Here is a 17,631-nt window from a genome sequence, read left to right as displayed (position 1 = left end):
CATGTCGATACGGCTTAGGCTAACATTATGGTACTCCGGGCTGCTGACGGTGACGCTCATGCTGCTCGGCGGTGCCATCTATTTTTTCACCTACATGAATTCGTACGGCGAGGTTAAGAACAGGCTGGAGGATGGCGCGAAGCAGTTGATCGCGGAAAGCAGCGGCGGGTTTAATGGTCGGATTTACTTAAACGAACTGACTAACTCCACGATTCAAAACGAGTTTTTCCTGCAGCTCGTCAATATGACCGAGAAGCATATTATCGATAAATCGTACAATATGGCTTCACAGTTGGAATTCCCGCTGCCTGTGAAGACGGATGCCAAGCAGCCGATTTTTCGCAGCGTGAAGGCGAATGGTTATCCATTCATGTTGTGTGAACTAACGTTATTAGACAACAGAAATAACATCCAGTATGTCGTTCAGATCGGAGCTTTCACAGGCAGTCAGGCGGACTACTTATACGATTTGCGCACCATACTGATCATCGCTTCACTCGCTGCCGTAATCATAGCGTTCACAACCGGATTGTTCCTTGCACGTCAAGCATTGCGGCCGATCGAGAGCGTCATCCAGGCATCGCGCAAAATCGAGACGGGCTCTGACCTAAGCTACCGTATCCCGAGAGAAACGCCAAACGACGAGATCGGCAATCTGACCGATACGCTTAACGGGATGCTTGAGCGATTGGAGACGGCGTATAACGAATTGGACGACGCCTACCATTCGCAGCGTCGATTCGTTTCGGATGCTTCGCATGAGCTGCGGACGCCGCTAACGACGATTCGCGGCAACATTGAATTGCTGGAACGGATGTGGCGTCCTAACCTTGACGGTGAGCACGCTTCGGCAGCGCTAAGTGAAGTGGAAGCTGCACGCCAAGAAATGTCGCGGGAAGCGATGCGCGATATTTCCGAAGAAGCGACTCGGATGAGCCGTCTTGTGAACGATCTGCTATCGCTCGCGCGCGCGGATGCAGGCTTCGTGATGGAGAAGACCGACGTTGAACTGCTGCCGATCGTGGAGGATGTATGCCGGCGAGCGCAGCATTTGCCGCGGCGAGCGGAATGGATCGTGAACGATTTCTCCGTGCTGGAAGGGGTGCAAGTATACGGAAGCGCTGATTATTTGCGGCAACTGCTGTTTATTTTTATCGAGAATGCATTCAAATACACACCGAGCGGTACCGTCGAAATAAGTGCTGTCTCTCATGATGATCGAGCCGGCATTATGATTCGTGATACAGGCATAGGTATGAATCGAGAAGAGGTGCCGAAGATATTCGAGCGGTTCTATCGGGCAGACGTCTCGCGGGGCAAAACAGCGGGCACGGGTCTCGGATTATCGATCGCCAAATGGATTATCGATGAGCACAACGGCTTCGTCGAAGTGATGACTCGCGAAGGGGAAGGAACCACCTTTACGGTCTGGCTGCCAGTCGCCTTTTCTCGACACGCTGATTCGGTTATAATGGAGGGAATGGAACGCCGACCAAACTAGCGGGTTTCGGCAGAAAGCAGGTGCTTGAGTATGGAAGTAGTCAAAATTTCACCCCGCGGGTACTGCTATGGCGTCGTTGATGCAATGGTGCTTGCGTTGCAAACCGCCAAGAATCAAGATCTTCCAAGACCTATTCACATATTAGGCATGATAGTTCATAACGCACATGTCACGGAAGCGTTCAAGCAGGAGGGCGTTATTACGCTAGACGGTCCCAACCGTCTGGAAATTCTCGATCAGATCGAGAAAGGCACCGTTATTTTTACCGCTCATGGCGTTTCGCCTGAAGTTAGACAACGCGCCGCCGAGAAAGGGCTGACGGTTGTGGACGCAACCTGCCCGGATGTTACGAAGACGCATGACTTGATTCGGACGAAGACAGCCGAAGGTTTTGAAATTATTTATATCGGGAAGCAAGGCCATCCGGAGCCGGAGGGTGCGATTGGCATCGCGCCGGAGCATGTTTATTTGATCGAGAAGGAAGCGGACATTGAGAAGCTGAACTTCACGAATGAAGAGCGTCTGCTCATTACGAACCAGACAACGATGTCGCAATGGGATATTCGTGCGATTATAGCAAAGCTGCAGGAGAAGTTCCCGCATGCTGAAGTGCATAACGAGATTTGTCTGGCTACACAGGTGCGTCAAGAGGCTGTCGCAGATCAGGCTCATCAAGCGCAGCTTGTTATCGTCGTAGGTGATCCGAGAAGCAACAACTCGAATCGTCTGGCGCAAGTGTCCGAGGAAATCGCAGGCGTCAAAGCGTTCCGTATCGCGGATTTGGGCGAGCTCGATATCGAATGGCTGAAGGGTCTGGAACGTGTTGCAGTCACGTCCGGCGCTTCTACGCCTACTCCGATTACGAAGGAAGTTATCGCGTTCGTTGAACAATTCGACTCAAACGATCCTTCTACTTGGGAGAAGCACCGTACGATCAACATGAATAAGTTGCTTCCAACGATTCGTACTAAATCGGCAGGTGCCTAATGAGTGCCGCGAATCGTCGTGTGCAGAAGGCCGGAACGGTTGAGACCGGCCAGGGCAAACGCGCACGCAAGCCGCTGCATTTGAAACGCTGGATCCGCCATAACTTTATTAAACTGATGCGCGCGCCAGGCGGGCCGTCCATTGTCGCACTCGGATTCTCGATCGGGATTGCGATCGAAATGATTACGCTGCCGACGTTTGGTCTTGCCTTCTTCTTGATGTTTCCGATCGTCTATTTGCTCCGCGCGAGCATGGCAGGAGCGCTGGTCGGGTTCGTCGTCGGCAAAATCATCTTCATCCCGATTGCGTTCATCAGCGGGATGATCGGCAGTTGGATTCTGCCCGACCATCTGAGGGTTCATATTCCGTTCTTGCCGCATTTCGTGAATAAGTTTATAACGATCAACTTGAAGCTGATCGTCGGCGGATCGATCAACGGCATTCTGCTCGGTATTCTGTTCTATTTCCCTGTGAAGTATGGCATCGCCTATTTCACGGAACGCAGACGTAAGAAACGGAAGACGAAGCGGGGAAACGAGACGCCGCCTTCTAAGTCAGTAACCGAATAATAAGCTGAGAGGCTGTAACCATTGTTCGCATTTGGTTGCAGCCTTTTTGCTGTGAAATGATGGCAGTATCCTTGACATAGCGACAAGTACAGTTCGAAGTGCTGGAATCTAGTTCAAAGGACATGTCGGATGGATTTTTTCGCAGAGAGGGTTGACGGAAAGAGGCGATGTGCTGTATATTCACTTTAGCGGTTAAAAGCATAAAAGCCATAAAGCATAAAAGCCACAAAGCATAAAAGCGTTGCAGTGTGAAAAAGGTTATCCAACAAAATAACGAATAGCGGTTGCTTCCGTTGCAGCTACGGCTGCCTATCAAGCTGTTAGTCGATGTGAAGCTGCTGAATAATGATAAGGGAGAGATGAACATGATCGTCATTACGAAATCGAACATTACCGAGCAAAGAATACAGGAGCTGGTTCAAATTATTGAGAAAGCAGGCGTGCAAGCGCATGTATCGCGCGGAACGGACCGTACGGTCATCGGCATTATTGGCAAAGCGGAACCTACGCTTGCCGAGCATCTTCGTCAGATGAAAGATGTGGACAACGTCATTAAAATTTCGAAATCCTACAAGCTCGCAAGCCGGGAGTTCCATCCCGAGGATACGGTCATTGATATTAAAGGCGTGAAGATCGGCGGCGACAATCTCGTTATTATGGGCGGTCCTTGCGCGGTTGAATCGCCTGAGCAGATCGATGAGATCGCTCGTCTGGTGAAGAACGCTGGCGGCCAAGTGCTTCGCGGCGGCGCCTTCAAGCCTCGTACGGGACCTTACAGCTTCCAAGGTGTCGGCGTAGAAGGGCTCATCATGATGGCGGAGGCAGGCAAGAAACACGGCCTGCTTACGATTACGGAGGTAATGACGCCGGAGTACGTAGATGTGTGCGCAGAATACGCCGACATTCTTCAAGTAGGCACACGCAACATGCAGAACTTCGACCTGCTTCGCAAGCTCGGAACGACCAACAAGCCTGTCTTGCTGAAACGCGGATTCAGTGCAACGTACGATGAATTCTTGAATGCGGCAGAGTACATTCTGGCTGGCGGCAATCCGAACGTCATGCTTTGCGAGCGTGGAATCCGAACGTTCGAGACATACACACGCAATACGTTAGACTTGTCAGCTATTCCAGTATTGCAGTCGCTCAGCCATCTTCCGGTCATCTCCGACCCAAGTCATGGTACCGGCCGCAGAGAGCTGGTCGAGCCAATGTCGAAGGCGTCGGTTGCAGCCGGTGCGAACGGTTTGATTATCGAAATGCATACCGATCCGGACAATTCGATGACAGGCGACGGCGTGCAATCGCTCTTCCCGGATCAATTCGCAAACTTGCTTAAGGATCTTGAGAAGCTCGCGCCGATCGTTGGCAAGCGTTTCGATACGACGAAAGAGCCTGCAGAAGCATTTGCTACGTGGACCAAATAATACCCAAGGCGCATGCGCCTCGAACCGCGAAACCCTTTATAGACAAGGGCTTCGCGGTTTTTTGTTAAGCAAGAATCGTGGCAGACGTGTGAACTTTCGCAAAAACTTGTGAGCAAACCTAACATAAGTGCAAAAAATACCTGACATAACTATTGACCATGTAAATCTGACGGTTTTATAATAGCCACATGGAACTCAAGAAAACTTGAACGATTACAGATTAGACCAACTTTAATGTTCGGAAATGGGAGGATTTTAACATGTCAGTTCAAAACGTATTGAACACGATTAAAGAAAACAACATCCAGTTCGTCGACTTCCGCTTCGTTGATCTCGCAGGCCGTGCGCACCACATCACGCTGCCTTCGACAGAGGTAGACGCTGATACTTTTGTAAATGGTGTAGCATTCGACGGTTCGTCGATCGTTGGTTTCCGTGGTATCGAGAATTCCGACATGGTTATGATGCCAGATCCAGAAACGACTTTCATCGATCCTTTCACTGATCACGCAACGCTGATCGTAATGAGCAACATCCACACGCCAGAAGGCGACCGTTACGACCGCGACCCACGTTCGATCGCTCAAAAAGCAGAAGAGTACCTTCAAACGACAGGAATCGGCACGACGGCATTCTTCGCTCCTGAATCCGAGTTCTTCATCTTCGACGATGTTCGCTACGAAAGCGGCATGAACAAATCGTACTTCGAAGTTGATTCGGAAGAAGCAGCTTGGAACACGGGCCGTAAAGAAGAAGGCGGCAACCTGGGCTTCAAAGTCGGCGTTAAAGGCGGCTATGTACCAGTACAGCCGGTTGACTCCCAACAAGACATCCGCAGCGAAATGGTTCGCGTTATGCAAGAAACGGGCCTTCGCGTAGAACGTCACCACCACGAAGTAGCAACGGCTGGTCAAGCAGAAATCAACTTCCGCTTCGACACGCTGACGAAAACAGCTGACAACCTGATGAAATACAAATATATCGTTCACAACGTAGCTCGCCAATACGGCAAAGTAGCAACGTTCATGCCGAAACCACTCTTCGGCGACAACGGCAGCGGCATGCACGTTCATATGTCGATCTTCAACGGCGACTCCCCGTTGTTCTACGAGAAAGGCGCTTATGCAAACCTGAGCCCTATCGCTATGAACTTCATGGGCGGCATTCTGTACCATGCACCAGCGCTGATCGCCCTGACGAACCCTTCGACGAACTCGTTCAAACGTCTGGTTCCAGGCTACGAAGCACCAGTTAACCTTGTATTCTCCAAAGGTAACCGTTCCGCAGCAGTTCGTATTCCAATCGCTGCTGTTACGCCTAAAGGCTGCCGCATCGAGTTCCGTACGCCGGACTCCACGGCTAACCCATACCTCGCATTCGCAGCAATGCTGCTCGCAGGTGTAGACGGCATCAAACGCAAAATCGATCCAGTCGCATTGGGCTATGGTCCATTCGACAAAAACATCTATGAGCTGGCGGACGAAGAGAAACGCGAAATCCGCAGCGTTCCAGGCACGCTGGACGAAGCGCTCAACGCTCTGGAAGCTGACTATGAGTTCTTGACAGAAGGCAATGTCTTCACGAAAGAATTCATCGACAACTACGTAGCGGTTAAACGCAACGAAGCTAAAGCAGTAGCAATCCGTATCCATCCACACGAGTACGGCCTCTACTTCGACTGCTAATCTCAACGCAATCATATGTTTATCCAAGCGGACCCGATCGGGTCCGCTTTTTTGTTGTACTGATACCGCCGCCAAACGGTTGACGGTTCTCGTAACTGTTGGTTCGGCTGCGACAAGGCGTAGTGTGGCGTAATGCGTAGTGCTAACCGTAGTGTAACGAACTGACGAATCACTATTCACGGAGTACTGCTCAATTTCTGAGGCTAACGAACCTAAGAGGCGCAATTGGCAGCATTTTGGAGCGGAATCAGTAAATTCGCAGCAAATAAAGTTTCTCTGGTTCGTTAAAAGTAAATCAGGTGAACCAAACACGAATAGCGATAGATGGATTCCTTATATCAGGAAGACCATACAGGGGCGCATCTCTAAGAACGCGGTAACTTATGTCCGAACAAAAGCTGTGATTCAATGGCTCAGAGCGGCTCCTTGCATGCAAAATCTAACACACATCGAAGTACCACCTAGTCCCACGCGAACAAAAGTTGTGACCCAAAGGGTCACGCGACTCCTAGCACGCCAAACCTAATATGCGCCGAAGTTCCGCTTTAGTTCCGCTCGAACAAAAGTTGTGACCCAAAGGGTCACGCGGCTCTTAGCACGCAGAACCTAACATGAGCTATCGTTTTGGCATAGGGTTTGAGTGGTTATATAACCAAATGATGCAGCATATCGATGTCCCATCAATGGGCGGTGACAGGCGCGCAGGATCGAACAAAGTAAGCAGACGTGCGAACGTAACTAGATACAGTAATCCAGAAGCTTTGCCGCTGGGCGGCAAGAGCGGGCGCACCGTCCATCCAACCAAGACACCGTCCTTGTGAGGAGTCCAGAGGTAAAGGTTTCCGCAAGGAAACCACATCGGGAGCGTACCCTTAGGACCTTTGGGGCCCTCCCTTGCAGGGAGGGTTTGGGTGGGTAGAAAAATTGGTTTTAAATGTGTTCATAAGAAATGTAAAAAGTGTTGAAATGATTATTTAATAAATGAGAAATCGGGGTCATAGGGGCAGAGCCCCTGAAAGTCCTCCCTTGAGGGAGGATTTAGACGGGTAGAAACTCAAAACACGAATATTTTTTCTGAAATAATATAGTTTGTTCGACTTTTAGACACTTGATGCGTGAGCTTAAACTTGCTATCATAACCATATCCAAACGGAAACGGACTTGCTTCATCTCGGATAGAAACAGGGAGAGGCTTTCATTTCTGAAATCGATGATCAGGGGTGTGTACGGTGACGAAACGCGCATTTAACTTTAACGCTGGACCAGCAGCATTGCCGCTTGAGGTACTGCAGCAGGCGCAGGAGCAATTCGTAGATTACCATGGAGCAGGCATGTCCATTATGGAGATGTCCCACCGCGGCGCGCTGTACGAGCAAGTGAACAATGAGGCGCAATCGCTGCTTCGCGAATTGTTCAATATTCCGAACAATTATAAAGTGCTGCTGCTTCAAGGCGGAGCAAGCACGCAATTCGCTTCCATACCAATGAACTTCCTTCGTCCAGGCACGACTGGCGCATACGTGGCGACTGGCAGCTGGGCTGAAAAAGCATATAAAGAAGCAAAACTGTTCGGTGAAACGGCAATCGTTGCATCGTCGGAAGCGGACAAGTTCAACCGTATTCCAGACGTATCCTCCATCGTACTGCCTGAGAACGCAGCATACCTGCACGTAACGTCGAACGAAACGATCGAAGGTACGCAATATCAGCAATATCCGGATTCGGGCAATGTGCCGCTGATCGCGGATATGTCGAGTGACATCCTGTGCCGTCCGGTAGACGTGTCGAAATTCGGCATGATCTATGCAGGCGCTCAGAAAAACCTCGGTCCGTCGGGCGTAACAATCGTTATCCTTCGCGAAGACCTCGCACAAGACAGCCCGAAGACGATCCCTACGATGCTGCGTTACGACACGCATGCGAAGAACGATTCGCTGTACAACACGCCGCCATCTTTCTCGGTATACATGGTGAGCCTCGTACTGAAATGGCTGAAGGAAAAAGGCGGCGTTGCTGCTATGGAGCAGTACAACCGCGACAAAACGAACCTGATCTACAACGCAATCGACAACAGCGGCGGCTTCTACCGCGGATTCGCACAACCAGAGAGCCGTTCGATCATGAACCTTACGTTCCGTCTCCAATCGGAAGAACTCGAGAAGCTGTTCGCGAAGGAATCGGAAGCAGAAGGCTTCGTTGGTCTTAAAGGACACCGCAGCGTAGGCGGTCTCCGCGCTTCGACATACAACGCGGTTCCGCTCGAAAGCTGCCAAGCGCTCGTGCAATTCATGGCTGAATTCCAGAAGCGGCACGGCTAAGCCGACAAGCTTCTCTCATAACGACAATAACCGCCCTTTTCTTCCTGTCGGGAGAAGAGGGCGGTCTTCTGTCATGCATATGCTATTGGTTTGTGTGTTATACCGTTGCTTGTGACGGGGAAGGCGGCTCGGCAGCTTGAGGTCCGGTCAGCTTATAGCCGACATTGCGGATTGTAATGATATATTCAGGACTGCGTGCGTTACGCTCGATTTTGTCCCGCAGATGGCTGACATGCACGTCGACGATACGCGTATCGCCAAGGAAATGATAATCCCATACGCCATGCAGAAGCTGTTGACGGCTCAGCACCTTGCCGCGGTGGCGGCACAGGAACAGCAGCAGCTCGAACTCCTTCGGCGTCAGCTCGATCGGTTTGCCGTCGATGCGCACTTCGCGCTGCTCCGGCAGTACAGTCAGCCGGCCGTACTCGTAGACGACAGGCTCGCCTGCGCCTGGCAGCGACTGCGTACGGCGGAAGATCGCCTGAATGCGAGAGATGAGCTCTTGCGGGCTGAACGGCTTCGTCATATAATCATCCGCGCCGTTATCAAGGCCGGCGATTTTGTCCGTAACGTCCTGCAGGGCAGTGAGCATAATGATGGGAACTGCGTTATTTTGACGACGAAGCTCCCGGCATACTTGAATGCCATCCATCTTCGGCAGCATCAGGTCAAGGACGATGAGGTCAGGGCGGAAAGGCTTAAGCAGTTCAAACACCGCTTCTCCATCGTGAACGCAACGTACATCGTAACCTGCGAGCTTCAGATTGAACTCAATAAGCATCGAGATGGATGGTTCGTCATCGACGATCAATATTTTCTTCTTGGTCATCGGCTTGGACTCCTTCACTTACAGTTATATTGGGTTTAGTAGGTCAATTGTTAATGAAAACTTCGGTTATGTTGCTTCATTATGAAGCAGTACCATACTCGCAGCATTATGATAACGTAAACCGTATGTAAAAATGTTACTCACAAATTGTAAACGAACCGTGAAAGGGGACAACTCCCAATGCCATTCCATATCGTATTAGTTGAACCAGAGATTCCGGCAAATACCGGCAATATCGCAAGAACATGCGCTGCGACGGGCACGCATCTGCATCTCGTTCGTCCGCTTGGCTTCCGCACAGACGATGCAACGCTCAAACGGGCGGGGCTCGATTATTGGTATGCGGTCAATTTGACGTACTACGACAGCTTCGACGAAGTGAAGGAGCGGTTCCAAGGCCACCGGTTCTTCATGGCAAGCACGCGTGCAACTCATCGTTATAGCGATTTCGAATATAAGGATGGCGATCTGTTCGTATTCGGCAAAGAAACGAAAGGGCTTCCGCAGCAGCTGCTCGACGATCATCCCGACACGTTGATTCGGATGCCGATGACGGATAAGGTGCGCTCGCTGAACTTGGCTAACTCTGCGGCCATCGTCGTATACGAAGCGCTCCGGCAAAATGATTTTCCGGGATTGTTCGATAAATAGGTTTCGAAAACGCTAGATTATAATAATTATTGCAGGATTTTAAGAAATAACGGATGTGGGAAGGAAAAGCTCGAAAACCATCGAAAGTTAATAAAGCATAGGTTTCTCAAAGCTGGTTGCGAATGAAGACATTAGGGGTGAGTGAACATGAAACCGGCAGGTGTTGTTCGGAAGGTTGACCAATTGGGCCGTATTGTACTGCCTAAATCGCTGCGTAAACGGTATTCGATGAACGAGGGAGATCCTGTCGAAATTTTGGTGCAGGGTGACCATATCATTTTGGAGCGTTACCGTCCAAGATGCGTATTCTGCGGCAGCATGGAAGAAGTACGTGAGTTCAAGGACCGTTATCTGTGTGCAGAGTGTACGACAGAGATGAGTCAGCTTCGCCGATAATAAAGAGAACGTTGTTACTCGGGGATAGGGAAATGCAAAATAGCGGTGCAGGAAGCCTGGGCTTCTTGCACCGCTATTTTGCGTGTAATACCTTATGAAAGCATTCGGAAGGCCGAATTACAAGCCTTTCGTTTTATCGTCATTGTAAGACGCTGTCAGGATCGCTACGACGAACAGTACCATGACAGTCATTACGATAAGGAATTTAATCGACATCACGCACACCTCCAATTATTGCTTTTATTATAACCAACCTATTGGCAAAAGAAAACGATTATAATTGTGAACAACTTGTTACGAATCCGATTTGCGATATTGCTGCGGCGATAATCCGGTATGTTTCTTGAACACTTTGCTAAAATACTTCTCATCCGTGTAACCGACGAGCTCCGCAATGTCTGCGACTTTGTAAGTGCGGTTCGCCAGCAGCTTCGTCGCATGCTCCATTCGATGCCGCTCGACATATTCGGACAATGTGACACCGGTTTCCTGACGGAACCTTCTGGAGACGTATTCCCGGCTTAAGAAAAACCGTGCCGCGAGCTGCTGCAGCGACAAATCCTCCTGCAGATGCCGCTCAATATAATCGATCATATCGGCAATGACGCTTCGTTCCTGCCGCTGCAGCCGTGCCATCGCTTCGGCATGCTCAAGCAGCCGCTCGAGCCAATGCTGCTTCGTTCGTTCCAGCGACAATGCGCCGCTGTCCTCATAGAGGAAGCGAAGCGAGAACGGCTGGGCGAGCGTATTTCCCTGCTCTTCATTCTCCCGATGCTGCCAGCGCAGCGCTGCGATGTCCAGCTGCTTCTGCCAGCGTTCTACATGGAGCGGCGTGATGACAGCAAGTTTGCTCGCTGCCATGAACCAAGGCTCCAGCGCCGCGCGAAGCGAAGGATCGTCCCTCCCAAGCAGCGCAAGGCGAATGGGCTCGGCAAGTGCCGCAAGGTCTGGCAGTGAAGAAGCGTCCTGCGGTTGCGCAAGAGCGGCTGCTTCACTCCAGACCGATTCGCTTCCTGCGGCCAATAGGTTTCGGCTGAGGCAGCCTCGACGTGCCGATTCGACAGCGTTCGCCGCTTCCTGTGGGAAGGGCATCACACGGCTTAAGCCGGCGTAGAACGGCAGATCAAACATGGTGCGAAGCGCCGAGACCAGCTGCTCGGTTCGCGACGTACAGTTTTGGTCGTCGCTGGCTTGCTGCCAGAAGAGCACAATAAGCTCTTCTGGATCCGTGGGGGAGCGGAAGGCGCAGCCGATGCGCCAGTCGTTCACAATAAAATCGTTCAATACGTTCTGCAGCGCGAAGACGGCTAGATCGCGGTCGCCGCCGAATCGACGGAGCAAGCGAGGCATGACGGCATGAAGCGGGAACAGCGCTGCACGGCATTGGTCTGCGCCTGCAATGCTCGGAAACTGCTCAGCAAGCTGCCGAATCATCGGCTCGGTCTCGCTATGCTGAGGCGCAATGAGCTGGCCGAAGAGATAGTCGCGATATACAGGCTTGTACTGATTCATCGTAATGCCTTGCTCGATCTGCTTGATACGATCCTGCTCTTCCTGCTGCCGCATCTCAATGGCGCGATGGACCGCGCTTAGCAGCTGCGCAGGATCAATCGGTTTAAGCAAATAGTCGATGCCGCCATGCTTTAGTGTATGACGGACATACTTGAAATCATTATAGCCGCTAATGACGATCAGCTTGGCTTCCGGCTCGTTGCTGTCCAGCCATTCGATCAACTGCATGCCATCCGTTAATGGCATATGCATATCCGTTACAATAATAGACGGATGTTTCCGGGTTATGATCTCCTGCGCTTCCGCGCCGTTCTCTGCCTCTAATAATTCGGTTACGCCAAGCTGCTCCCATGGGACAAGCAGCTTCGCAGCTTCGCGTGCATGCTGCTCGTCGTCAACGATCAGGACGATCATAGCTGCACCTCCTCTTCTGATTCCTGCGGAATCGGCACATGCAGCGTGACGCGCAGTCCGCCGTTCGTGCCGCCCTCGAGCGTCATGCTGGCTTCTTCTCCGCAATTAAGCCGCAGCCGAGACAGCACATTGGACAGACCGATATGCTCCTGGTCGCTTCGTTCTGATTGCTGATGAATCAGGCTGCGAAGCTCATCCAATCGGCTCTCCGAGATCGGAGGGCCGTCATTCTCGACGCTGATGAGCAGCTGCTCATCACGGCGCAATGCTTGAACGATAACGCGCATGACACCGCCTGCTGGATCGAAGGCGTGCTTAAACACATTTTCTGCGAGTGGCTGTAAAATCATGCGTGGAACGGGAAGCATCCCGGTATCCGGCGCCATATCAATCCCATACTGCAGCTTGTCGCCGAAACGCTGCTGCTGCAGCTCGAGATAGGCTGTCGTATGCTCGATCTCTTGCGCGAGCGCCACGGGCTTGTTCGAGCCGCTCATGGAATAGCGCATCAGCTTGCCGAGCAGCATAACGAGCTGGTAGACGCCGGGAGCGCCGCTCTGAAGCGCGGACGTACCGATCATCTGCAGGGCATTATATAGGAAGTGCGGCTGAACCTGCGCCTGCAGCGCCTTCAGCTCATTGGTCTTATTCGCGATTTCAAGCCGGTATTCGCGCAGGACAAGATTGTTGATCGTCTCCATCATGAGGCGGAAACGGCGCGCAAGTGCACCAATCTCGTCGGTACGATTGAGTCGTATGTCAATGTCGAGTTCACCGGATTGAATGCGGTTCGCATATTCGGTCAGCTTGCGAATAGGCGATGTAATCCAGAAGGAGATGAACACCGCAACGATAGCTACAATAATGCCGGATACGGTGAGCACAACCGTATTGACCATCGTAACTTGGCGCGTGCCTGCTTGGAGCGTCGAATTCGGAATGAGCTTGACGATCGTCCAGTCCAGTCCATTCAGCTCCAGTTGATCGTATACATAGACGCCGCGGAACGTATCGCTGTTCGAGACGGAGGACCCGCTGCCGCTGACCCTCTGCAGCAGCGCTGTGCCTTCTGTATCATGCCAGCTTAAGCCGATTTCGGCGGAGTTCGGGCCATATACAACAGTACCGTCCTTCGATAGAAGGTACAGCTGCTCCTTCGTGTTGTCATAGAGCTGCTCGCAGATGGCGTCGATGACGGATGTATTAATATCGATGGACAATGTTCCGATCTGTTCGTCGGACGGTATCGCAATGACTTTGCGATGGATCGAAACGACGCGTTTGCTGACGGAATAGGGAGGCAGCAGAATGCCGTAATCGCCGCTCTTGTGGGTTGGCTCGTAGACGGCAGCGACGCTGACATCCTTCAGAAGCTCCGCGTTGCTGGGCTGCGGCTGATCGGTTTTCTTTTTGTTGCCGCCAACGATGACATATCCACGCTCGGCTTTCGCTGCATGCAAGTAGACCTGATGCACTTCCTTCACAGCGAAGGCAATCGATTGGAGGCTTGTATAAATTTCCTGCTCAGACAAGTAGTCCTCGCGTCCCCGCTCTAGGATGCGATACAACGTATCGCCGCCGGATGTACCGTTGTACACGAGCAGCGAAGCCTGCGTCACCGTCGTCAAGTAGTGCTCGAGATTGGTCTTGCCCTGATAGAGCAGATTGGCTGCGGTTTTCACCTTGTCATCCGTTACGATGGAGGATGTTCGCATGTTCGTAATGATAATGGATGCAGTCAGCGGCAAGGTAATGGCAAGCAGCAGGAAAATGACAAGCTTGGCGCGCAGGCTGCGTCTTAAGGCGTGTAACCGCATTCAACTGACCCCTTCGTATACGTAATGATGTAGACCGATTAGGACATGAGTAGGAATATTGGCTATTATAGAGGAAGCTCAAAAAGTCCGCTCCAACCTTCTCGGTGCTGAAAACCGTACCTTTTGAACAGGGACTATTATAGAGTTTGTCCATTCAGATATCAATATGTTCCACCTTTGAAGTCATTGTCGTCGGTGTGCACGTTGTTGCACATTCCCTATACTAAGCTTACTAAGTAAGCGATAGGGGGACTCAACCTAATGACGAGAAAATGGTGGTTATCCAGTTGGCTGCAGCAGCTTGTGTTCACAGGCCCTGCGACTGCGGCTTTTGCACTTATAGTGCTGCTTCCGTTCTTCCTGGGCATGTATTATGCCTTCACGGATTGGAATGGCGTAGCCGATACCGCTTCCTTCGTCGGCTTCGATAACTTCAAGGCGGCGGTGCAGGATGAGGGCTTCCGGCATTCCTTCCTGTTTACGGCCAAGCTGACGGCGGCGGCTGTTGTATTGACGAACGTGCTTGCTTTCCTGCTGGCGCTGCTGCTGACGCAGCCGCTTCGGATGCGCGGGGCGCTTCGAACCGTATTTTTCCTGCCGAACGTAATCGGGGGACTTCTGCTCGGGTTCATCTGGCAGTTTATCTTTATCAAAGGCTTCGCGGCAATCGGCAGCGCAACGAACTGGCATCTGTTCAATCTGCCGTGGCTCGGAGATGAATCGACCTCCTTCTGGGCGATCGTCATCGTGAGCATGTGGAGCGGCGCCGGTTATCTGATGGTCATCTACATTGCGGCGATGATCAACGTGCCGAAGGAGCTGAACGAAGCGGCGTCCATCGATGGAGCGAACGCGTTGACGAGACTGCGTCACATTACGCTTCCGCTGGTCATGCCAGCCGTTACGATCGGTTTGTTCTTATCGCTCTCCTGGTCGTTCAAGGCGTTCGACGTTATTCTGTCGCTCACGAAGGGCGGACCGTTCAACTCCACGGAGTCGGTGGCGCTTAACATCTATGCAGAGGCATTCCAGAACAACCGTTATGGACTCGGCACGGCGAAGGCGCTCATCTTCTTCCTTATTGTCGCTGCAATAACGACCGTTCAAGTGCAGCTGACGAAGAAGCGGGAGGTGCAGGCTTAAGATGAAGACCGTTAATCGCGCACTGCGTGCACGTACTTGGACGTTAGAGGGAGCGGCTGTGCTGCTCGCGCTCGTATTCTTGGTTCCGTTCTATTTCCTGCTTGTCAACTCGGTCAAGCCATACGCCGATATATTGCTGGATGCGGCTGCGCTGCCGAAGGCGCTGAACTGGGATAACTATTCGAAGGCGTTCGATGTGATGAACTTCCCTCGAGCGTTCCGCAATTCATTCGTTATTACGGTTAGCAGTATTCTTGGGTTGACATTGTTCGGCTCCATGGCCGCTTACCGGATGGTTCGCAAGCCAAGCTTGTACAACCGCATTTTGTTCGCAGTATTCGTTGCGGCGATGGTTATTCCGTTCCAGTCGATCATGATTCCGCTGATGAAAGTCGGCAGCTGGTTCCACCTCGTGAACAGCATTCCAGGCATCTGGGTATGCTATATCGGCTTCGGTTCGTCCATGACGATCTTCCTCTACCACGGCTTCGTGAAATCGATCCCGCTGGAGATTGAAGAGGCAGCTGTTGTAGACGGCTGCTCGCCATACGGTGTGTTCTGGCGTATCGTGTTCCCGCTGCTGAAGCCGATGACGATGACAATTGTGATCCTCAACAGCTTATGGATCTGGAATGACTTCCTGCTTCCTCAGCTGATGCTCAGCCGTGCAGGGCTGCGGACGATTCCGCTGTCGACGTTCTCGTTCTTTGGGCAATATACGAAACAATGGGATCTTGCGCTGGCTGGACTTGTAATGGGCGTACTGCCGATCGTTCTCTTCTTCCTTTTCCTGCAGAAGCACATCATCGAGGGAATTACGGCAGGATCGGTTAAGGGATAGTCGGATCAAATATCAACAAATTCCACCTTTTTGTTCAATGTGGTCGGTGTGACCGAAGAAACCGGTTCGCTATACTGAGGATGTTCGAACAAACATAACTCGCGCACTTCATTCCGTAGAAATCCAAGCTCTTGAATAAGGTGAACACTTATACGTCTTGGATTTAAGAAAAAAGGGAGGCTCTTTCTATGAGAAAATCAATGCTTATCCTGATGTCCTGCGTACTGGCTGGTGCTTTGGCTGCATGTGGCGATTCATCCAAGAAGACGGATTCGAGCACAGATGCAAGCAACGGCGCAGCAACGAATCAAACAGAGAACCAAGAGAACAAAGAAGCAACCGGTGAACCTGTTACGATTCATATGTTCCAATTCAAGGTCGAGATCGCGGAAGCGCTTAATCGTTTGAAGGATGAATATGAGAAGTCTCACCCGAACGTCAAGCTCGAGATCGAGACGGTCGGCGGCGGTGCAGACTATGGTGCGGCGCTTAAAGCGAAGTTCGCTTCCGGCGAAGAGCCGGATATTTTCAACAACGGCGGCTTTAATGAAATGGAAACGTGGCTGAGCCATCTGGAAGACCTGTCCGATCAACCTTGGGTATCCGACGCAGTGGATGTTGCGAAAGAACCAATGACGAAGGATGGCAAAATCTACGGCATGCCGATGAATCTCGAGGGCTATGGCTTCGTCTATAACAAAGATCTGTTCAAGCAGGCGGGTATCACGACGGTTCCGAAGACGATCACGGAACTGGCTGATGCAGCTAAGAAGCTGAAAGATGCGGGCATTACGCCTTTTGCTAACGGCTATCAAGAATGGTGGATTCTTGGCATTCACAACTTCAACGTCGGGGTTGCGAACCAAGATGATCCGAAGGGCTTCGTAGATGCATTGAATGCAGGCACGGGCAAAGTTGCAGGCAACCAAGTATTCGATCAATGGACGAACCTGCTTGATCTGACGCTTGAATACAGCAACCCGAACCCGCTGACGACGGACTACAACACGCAAGTGACGCTGTTCGCTTCCGGCAAAGCGGCGATCATGCAGCAAGGCAACTGGACGCAAGTGCAAATCGACGGCATCAATCCGAACCTGAACCTGGGTCTCATGCCAATGCCGATCAACGATGATGCAGCGAAGAACGATAACCTGTATGTAGGCGTTCCGAACAACTGGGTTATCAATAACAACTCGAAGGTGAAAGCGGAAGCGAAGGAATTCCTGAACTGGCTCGCGACATCGGATATCGGCAAAAAGTATACGGTTGAAGAATTCAAGTTCATCCCTGCGTTCAAGTCGGTTGAAGTGAAAGACCCAGCCATTCTCGGCGACATTGCCAATGACGTCATTGCCTACAGCAAAGAAGGCAAAACGAAGAGCTGGAACTGGTTCCGCTACCCAGAAGGCGTGACGCAGGAGCTTGGCTCCGCGATGCAGGCGTACATTGCGAAGAAGCTGGACAAAGCGGCGTTCTTCGAAGCAGTCGATAAGAGCTGGAGCAATCTGGCGAAGAAATAAATAAGGTTTCTGATG

General features: G+C 51.5%; 15 protein-coding genes. 12 read left to right on the top strand and 3 right to left on the bottom strand.

What is annotated here, in order from left to right:
• Position 1: 1 nt before the first annotated feature.
• From SBI19_RS08640 to serC, 7 genes are all read left to right on the top strand, one after another.
• Positions 2-1,501, top strand: coding sequence for a sensor histidine kinase (locus SBI19_RS08640; protein ID WP_317967050.1), 1,500 nt, complete (start codon positions 2-4; stop codon positions 1,499-1,501).
• 30 nt (positions 1,502-1,531) lie between these two features.
• Complete coding sequence (locus SBI19_RS08635; RefSeq protein WP_317967048.1) at positions 1,532-2,488, top strand: 4-hydroxy-3-methylbut-2-enyl diphosphate reductase; 957 nt, start codon at positions 1,532-1,534, stop codon at positions 2,486-2,488.
• Positions 2,488-3,057, top strand: a complete 570-nt coding sequence (locus tag SBI19_RS08630) for a DUF2062 domain-containing protein (RefSeq protein WP_317967046.1) — start codon at positions 2,488-2,490, stop codon at positions 3,055-3,057. The genes SBI19_RS08635 and SBI19_RS08630 overlap by 1 nt, the downstream gene beginning before the upstream one ends.
• 365 nt (positions 3,058-3,422) lie before the next feature.
• On the top strand, positions 3,423-4,484 hold the full coding sequence (aroF, locus tag SBI19_RS08625; protein WP_317967106.1) for a 3-deoxy-7-phosphoheptulonate synthase: 1,062 nt from the start codon (positions 3,423-3,425) through the stop codon (positions 4,482-4,484).
• A gap of 260 nt (positions 4,485-4,744) precedes the next feature.
• Positions 4,745-6,169 carry a type I glutamate--ammonia ligase gene (glnA, locus tag SBI19_RS08620; RefSeq protein WP_317967044.1) on the top strand — a complete coding sequence of 475 codons (1,425 nt, stop codon included), beginning with the start codon at positions 4,745-4,747 and terminating at the stop codon, positions 6,167-6,169.
• Between the two features lie 611 nt (positions 6,170-6,780).
• The gene (locus SBI19_RS08615; protein WP_317967042.1) at positions 6,781-6,990 is read left to right on the top strand and encodes a hypothetical protein; all 210 of its coding nucleotides are present in this window, start codon (positions 6,781-6,783) and stop codon (positions 6,988-6,990) included.
• A gap of 408 nt (positions 6,991-7,398) precedes the next feature.
• Complete coding sequence (gene serC / locus SBI19_RS08610) at positions 7,399-8,487, top strand: 3-phosphoserine/phosphohydroxythreonine transaminase (RefSeq protein WP_317967040.1); 1,089 nt, start codon at positions 7,399-7,401, stop codon at positions 8,485-8,487.
• A 97-nt stretch (positions 8,488-8,584) separates the two neighbouring features.
• On the opposite strand, the gene SBI19_RS08605 is transcribed toward serC, so the two are convergent.
• Positions 8,585-9,319: a response regulator transcription factor gene (locus SBI19_RS08605; protein ID WP_317967038.1), complete on the bottom strand. Its 735-nt coding sequence runs from the start codon at positions 9,317-9,319 to the stop codon at positions 8,585-8,587.
• A gap of 180 nt (positions 9,320-9,499) precedes the next feature.
• Between SBI19_RS08605 and trmL the strand changes: the two genes are divergently transcribed.
• The gene (gene trmL / locus SBI19_RS08600) at positions 9,500-9,970 is read left to right on the top strand and encodes a tRNA (uridine(34)/cytosine(34)/5-carboxymethylaminomethyluridine(34)-2'-O)-methyltransferase TrmL (protein WP_317967036.1); all 471 of its coding nucleotides are present in this window, start codon (positions 9,500-9,502) and stop codon (positions 9,968-9,970) included.
• Between the two features lie 147 nt (positions 9,971-10,117).
• The gene (locus SBI19_RS08595) at positions 10,118-10,366 is read left to right on the top strand and encodes an AbrB/MazE/SpoVT family DNA-binding domain-containing protein (RefSeq protein ID WP_317967034.1); all 249 of its coding nucleotides are present in this window, start codon (positions 10,118-10,120) and stop codon (positions 10,364-10,366) included.
• A gap of 294 nt (positions 10,367-10,660) precedes the next feature.
• Here the strand turns inward: SBI19_RS08595 and SBI19_RS08590 are convergent, their stop codons facing one another.
• Entirely contained in the window at positions 10,661-12,292 is a 1,632-nt protein-coding gene (locus SBI19_RS08590) for a helix-turn-helix domain-containing protein (protein WP_317967032.1), read from the bottom strand.
• Entirely contained in the window at positions 12,289-14,109 is a 1,821-nt protein-coding gene (locus SBI19_RS08585; protein WP_317967031.1) for a sensor histidine kinase, read from the bottom strand. Before SBI19_RS08585 ends, SBI19_RS08590 begins: the two co-directional genes overlap by 4 nt.
• Positions 14,110-14,370: 261 nt before the next feature.
• On the opposite strand from SBI19_RS08585, the gene SBI19_RS08580 reads away from it, so the two are divergent.
• From SBI19_RS08580 to SBI19_RS08570, 3 genes are all read left to right on the top strand, one after another.
• Positions 14,371-15,252, top strand: a complete 882-nt coding sequence (locus SBI19_RS08580) for a carbohydrate ABC transporter permease (RefSeq protein WP_317967029.1) — start codon at positions 14,371-14,373, stop codon at positions 15,250-15,252.
• Between the two features lies 1 nt (position 15,253).
• Positions 15,254-16,093, top strand: coding sequence for a carbohydrate ABC transporter permease (locus SBI19_RS08575; RefSeq protein WP_317967027.1), 840 nt, complete (start codon positions 15,254-15,256; stop codon positions 16,091-16,093).
• 188 nt (positions 16,094-16,281) lie between these two features.
• Positions 16,282-17,616 (top strand): ABC transporter substrate-binding protein, encoded by a 1,335-nt coding sequence (locus tag SBI19_RS08570; RefSeq protein ID WP_317967025.1) that lies wholly within the window; start codon positions 16,282-16,284, stop codon positions 17,614-17,616.
• The last annotated feature ends 15 nt before the right edge of the window (positions 17,617-17,631 follow it).

The sequence above is a fragment of the Paenibacillus sp. CCS19 genome, from assembly GCF_033239625.1.
GTDB lineage: Bacteria > Bacillota > Bacilli > Paenibacillales > Paenibacillaceae > Paenibacillus_T.
This window is presented reverse-complemented; position numbering and strand designations above follow the sequence as displayed.

Coding starts and splice junctions, on each gene's coding strand:
- SBI19_RS08640 (WP_317967050.1), top strand. CDS start 2: ATGTCGATACGGCTTAGGCTAACATTATGGTACTCCGGGCTGCTGACG.
- SBI19_RS08635 (WP_317967048.1), top strand. CDS start 1,532: ATGGAAGTAGTCAAAATTTCACCCCGCGGGTACTGCTATGGCGTCGTT.
- SBI19_RS08630 (WP_317967046.1), top strand. CDS start 2,488: ATGAGTGCCGCGAATCGTCGTGTGCAGAAGGCCGGAACGGTTGAGACC.
- aroF (WP_317967106.1), top strand. CDS start 3,423: ATGATCGTCATTACGAAATCGAACATTACCGAGCAAAGAATACAGGAG.
- glnA (WP_317967044.1), top strand. CDS start 4,745: ATGTCAGTTCAAAACGTATTGAACACGATTAAAGAAAACAACATCCAG.
- SBI19_RS08615 (WP_317967042.1), top strand. CDS start 6,781: ATGAGCTATCGTTTTGGCATAGGGTTTGAGTGGTTATATAACCAAATG.
- SBI19_RS08605 (WP_317967038.1), bottom strand. CDS start 9,319: ATGACCAAGAAGAAAATATTGATCGTCGATGACGAACCATCCATCTCG.
- trmL (WP_317967036.1), top strand. CDS start 9,500: ATGCCATTCCATATCGTATTAGTTGAACCAGAGATTCCGGCAAATACC.
- SBI19_RS08595 (WP_317967034.1), top strand. CDS start 10,118: ATGAAACCGGCAGGTGTTGTTCGGAAGGTTGACCAATTGGGCCGTATT.
- SBI19_RS08590 (WP_317967032.1), bottom strand. CDS start 12,292: ATGATCGTCCTGATCGTTGACGACGAGCAGCATGCACGCGAAGCTGCG.
- SBI19_RS08585 (WP_317967031.1), bottom strand. CDS start 14,109: ATGCGGTTACACGCCTTAAGACGCAGCCTGCGCGCCAAGCTTGTCATT.
- SBI19_RS08580 (WP_317967029.1), top strand. CDS start 14,371: ATGACGAGAAAATGGTGGTTATCCAGTTGGCTGCAGCAGCTTGTGTTC.
- SBI19_RS08575 (WP_317967027.1), top strand. CDS start 15,254: ATGAAGACCGTTAATCGCGCACTGCGTGCACGTACTTGGACGTTAGAG.
- SBI19_RS08570 (WP_317967025.1), top strand. CDS start 16,282: ATGAGAAAATCAATGCTTATCCTGATGTCCTGCGTACTGGCTGGTGCT.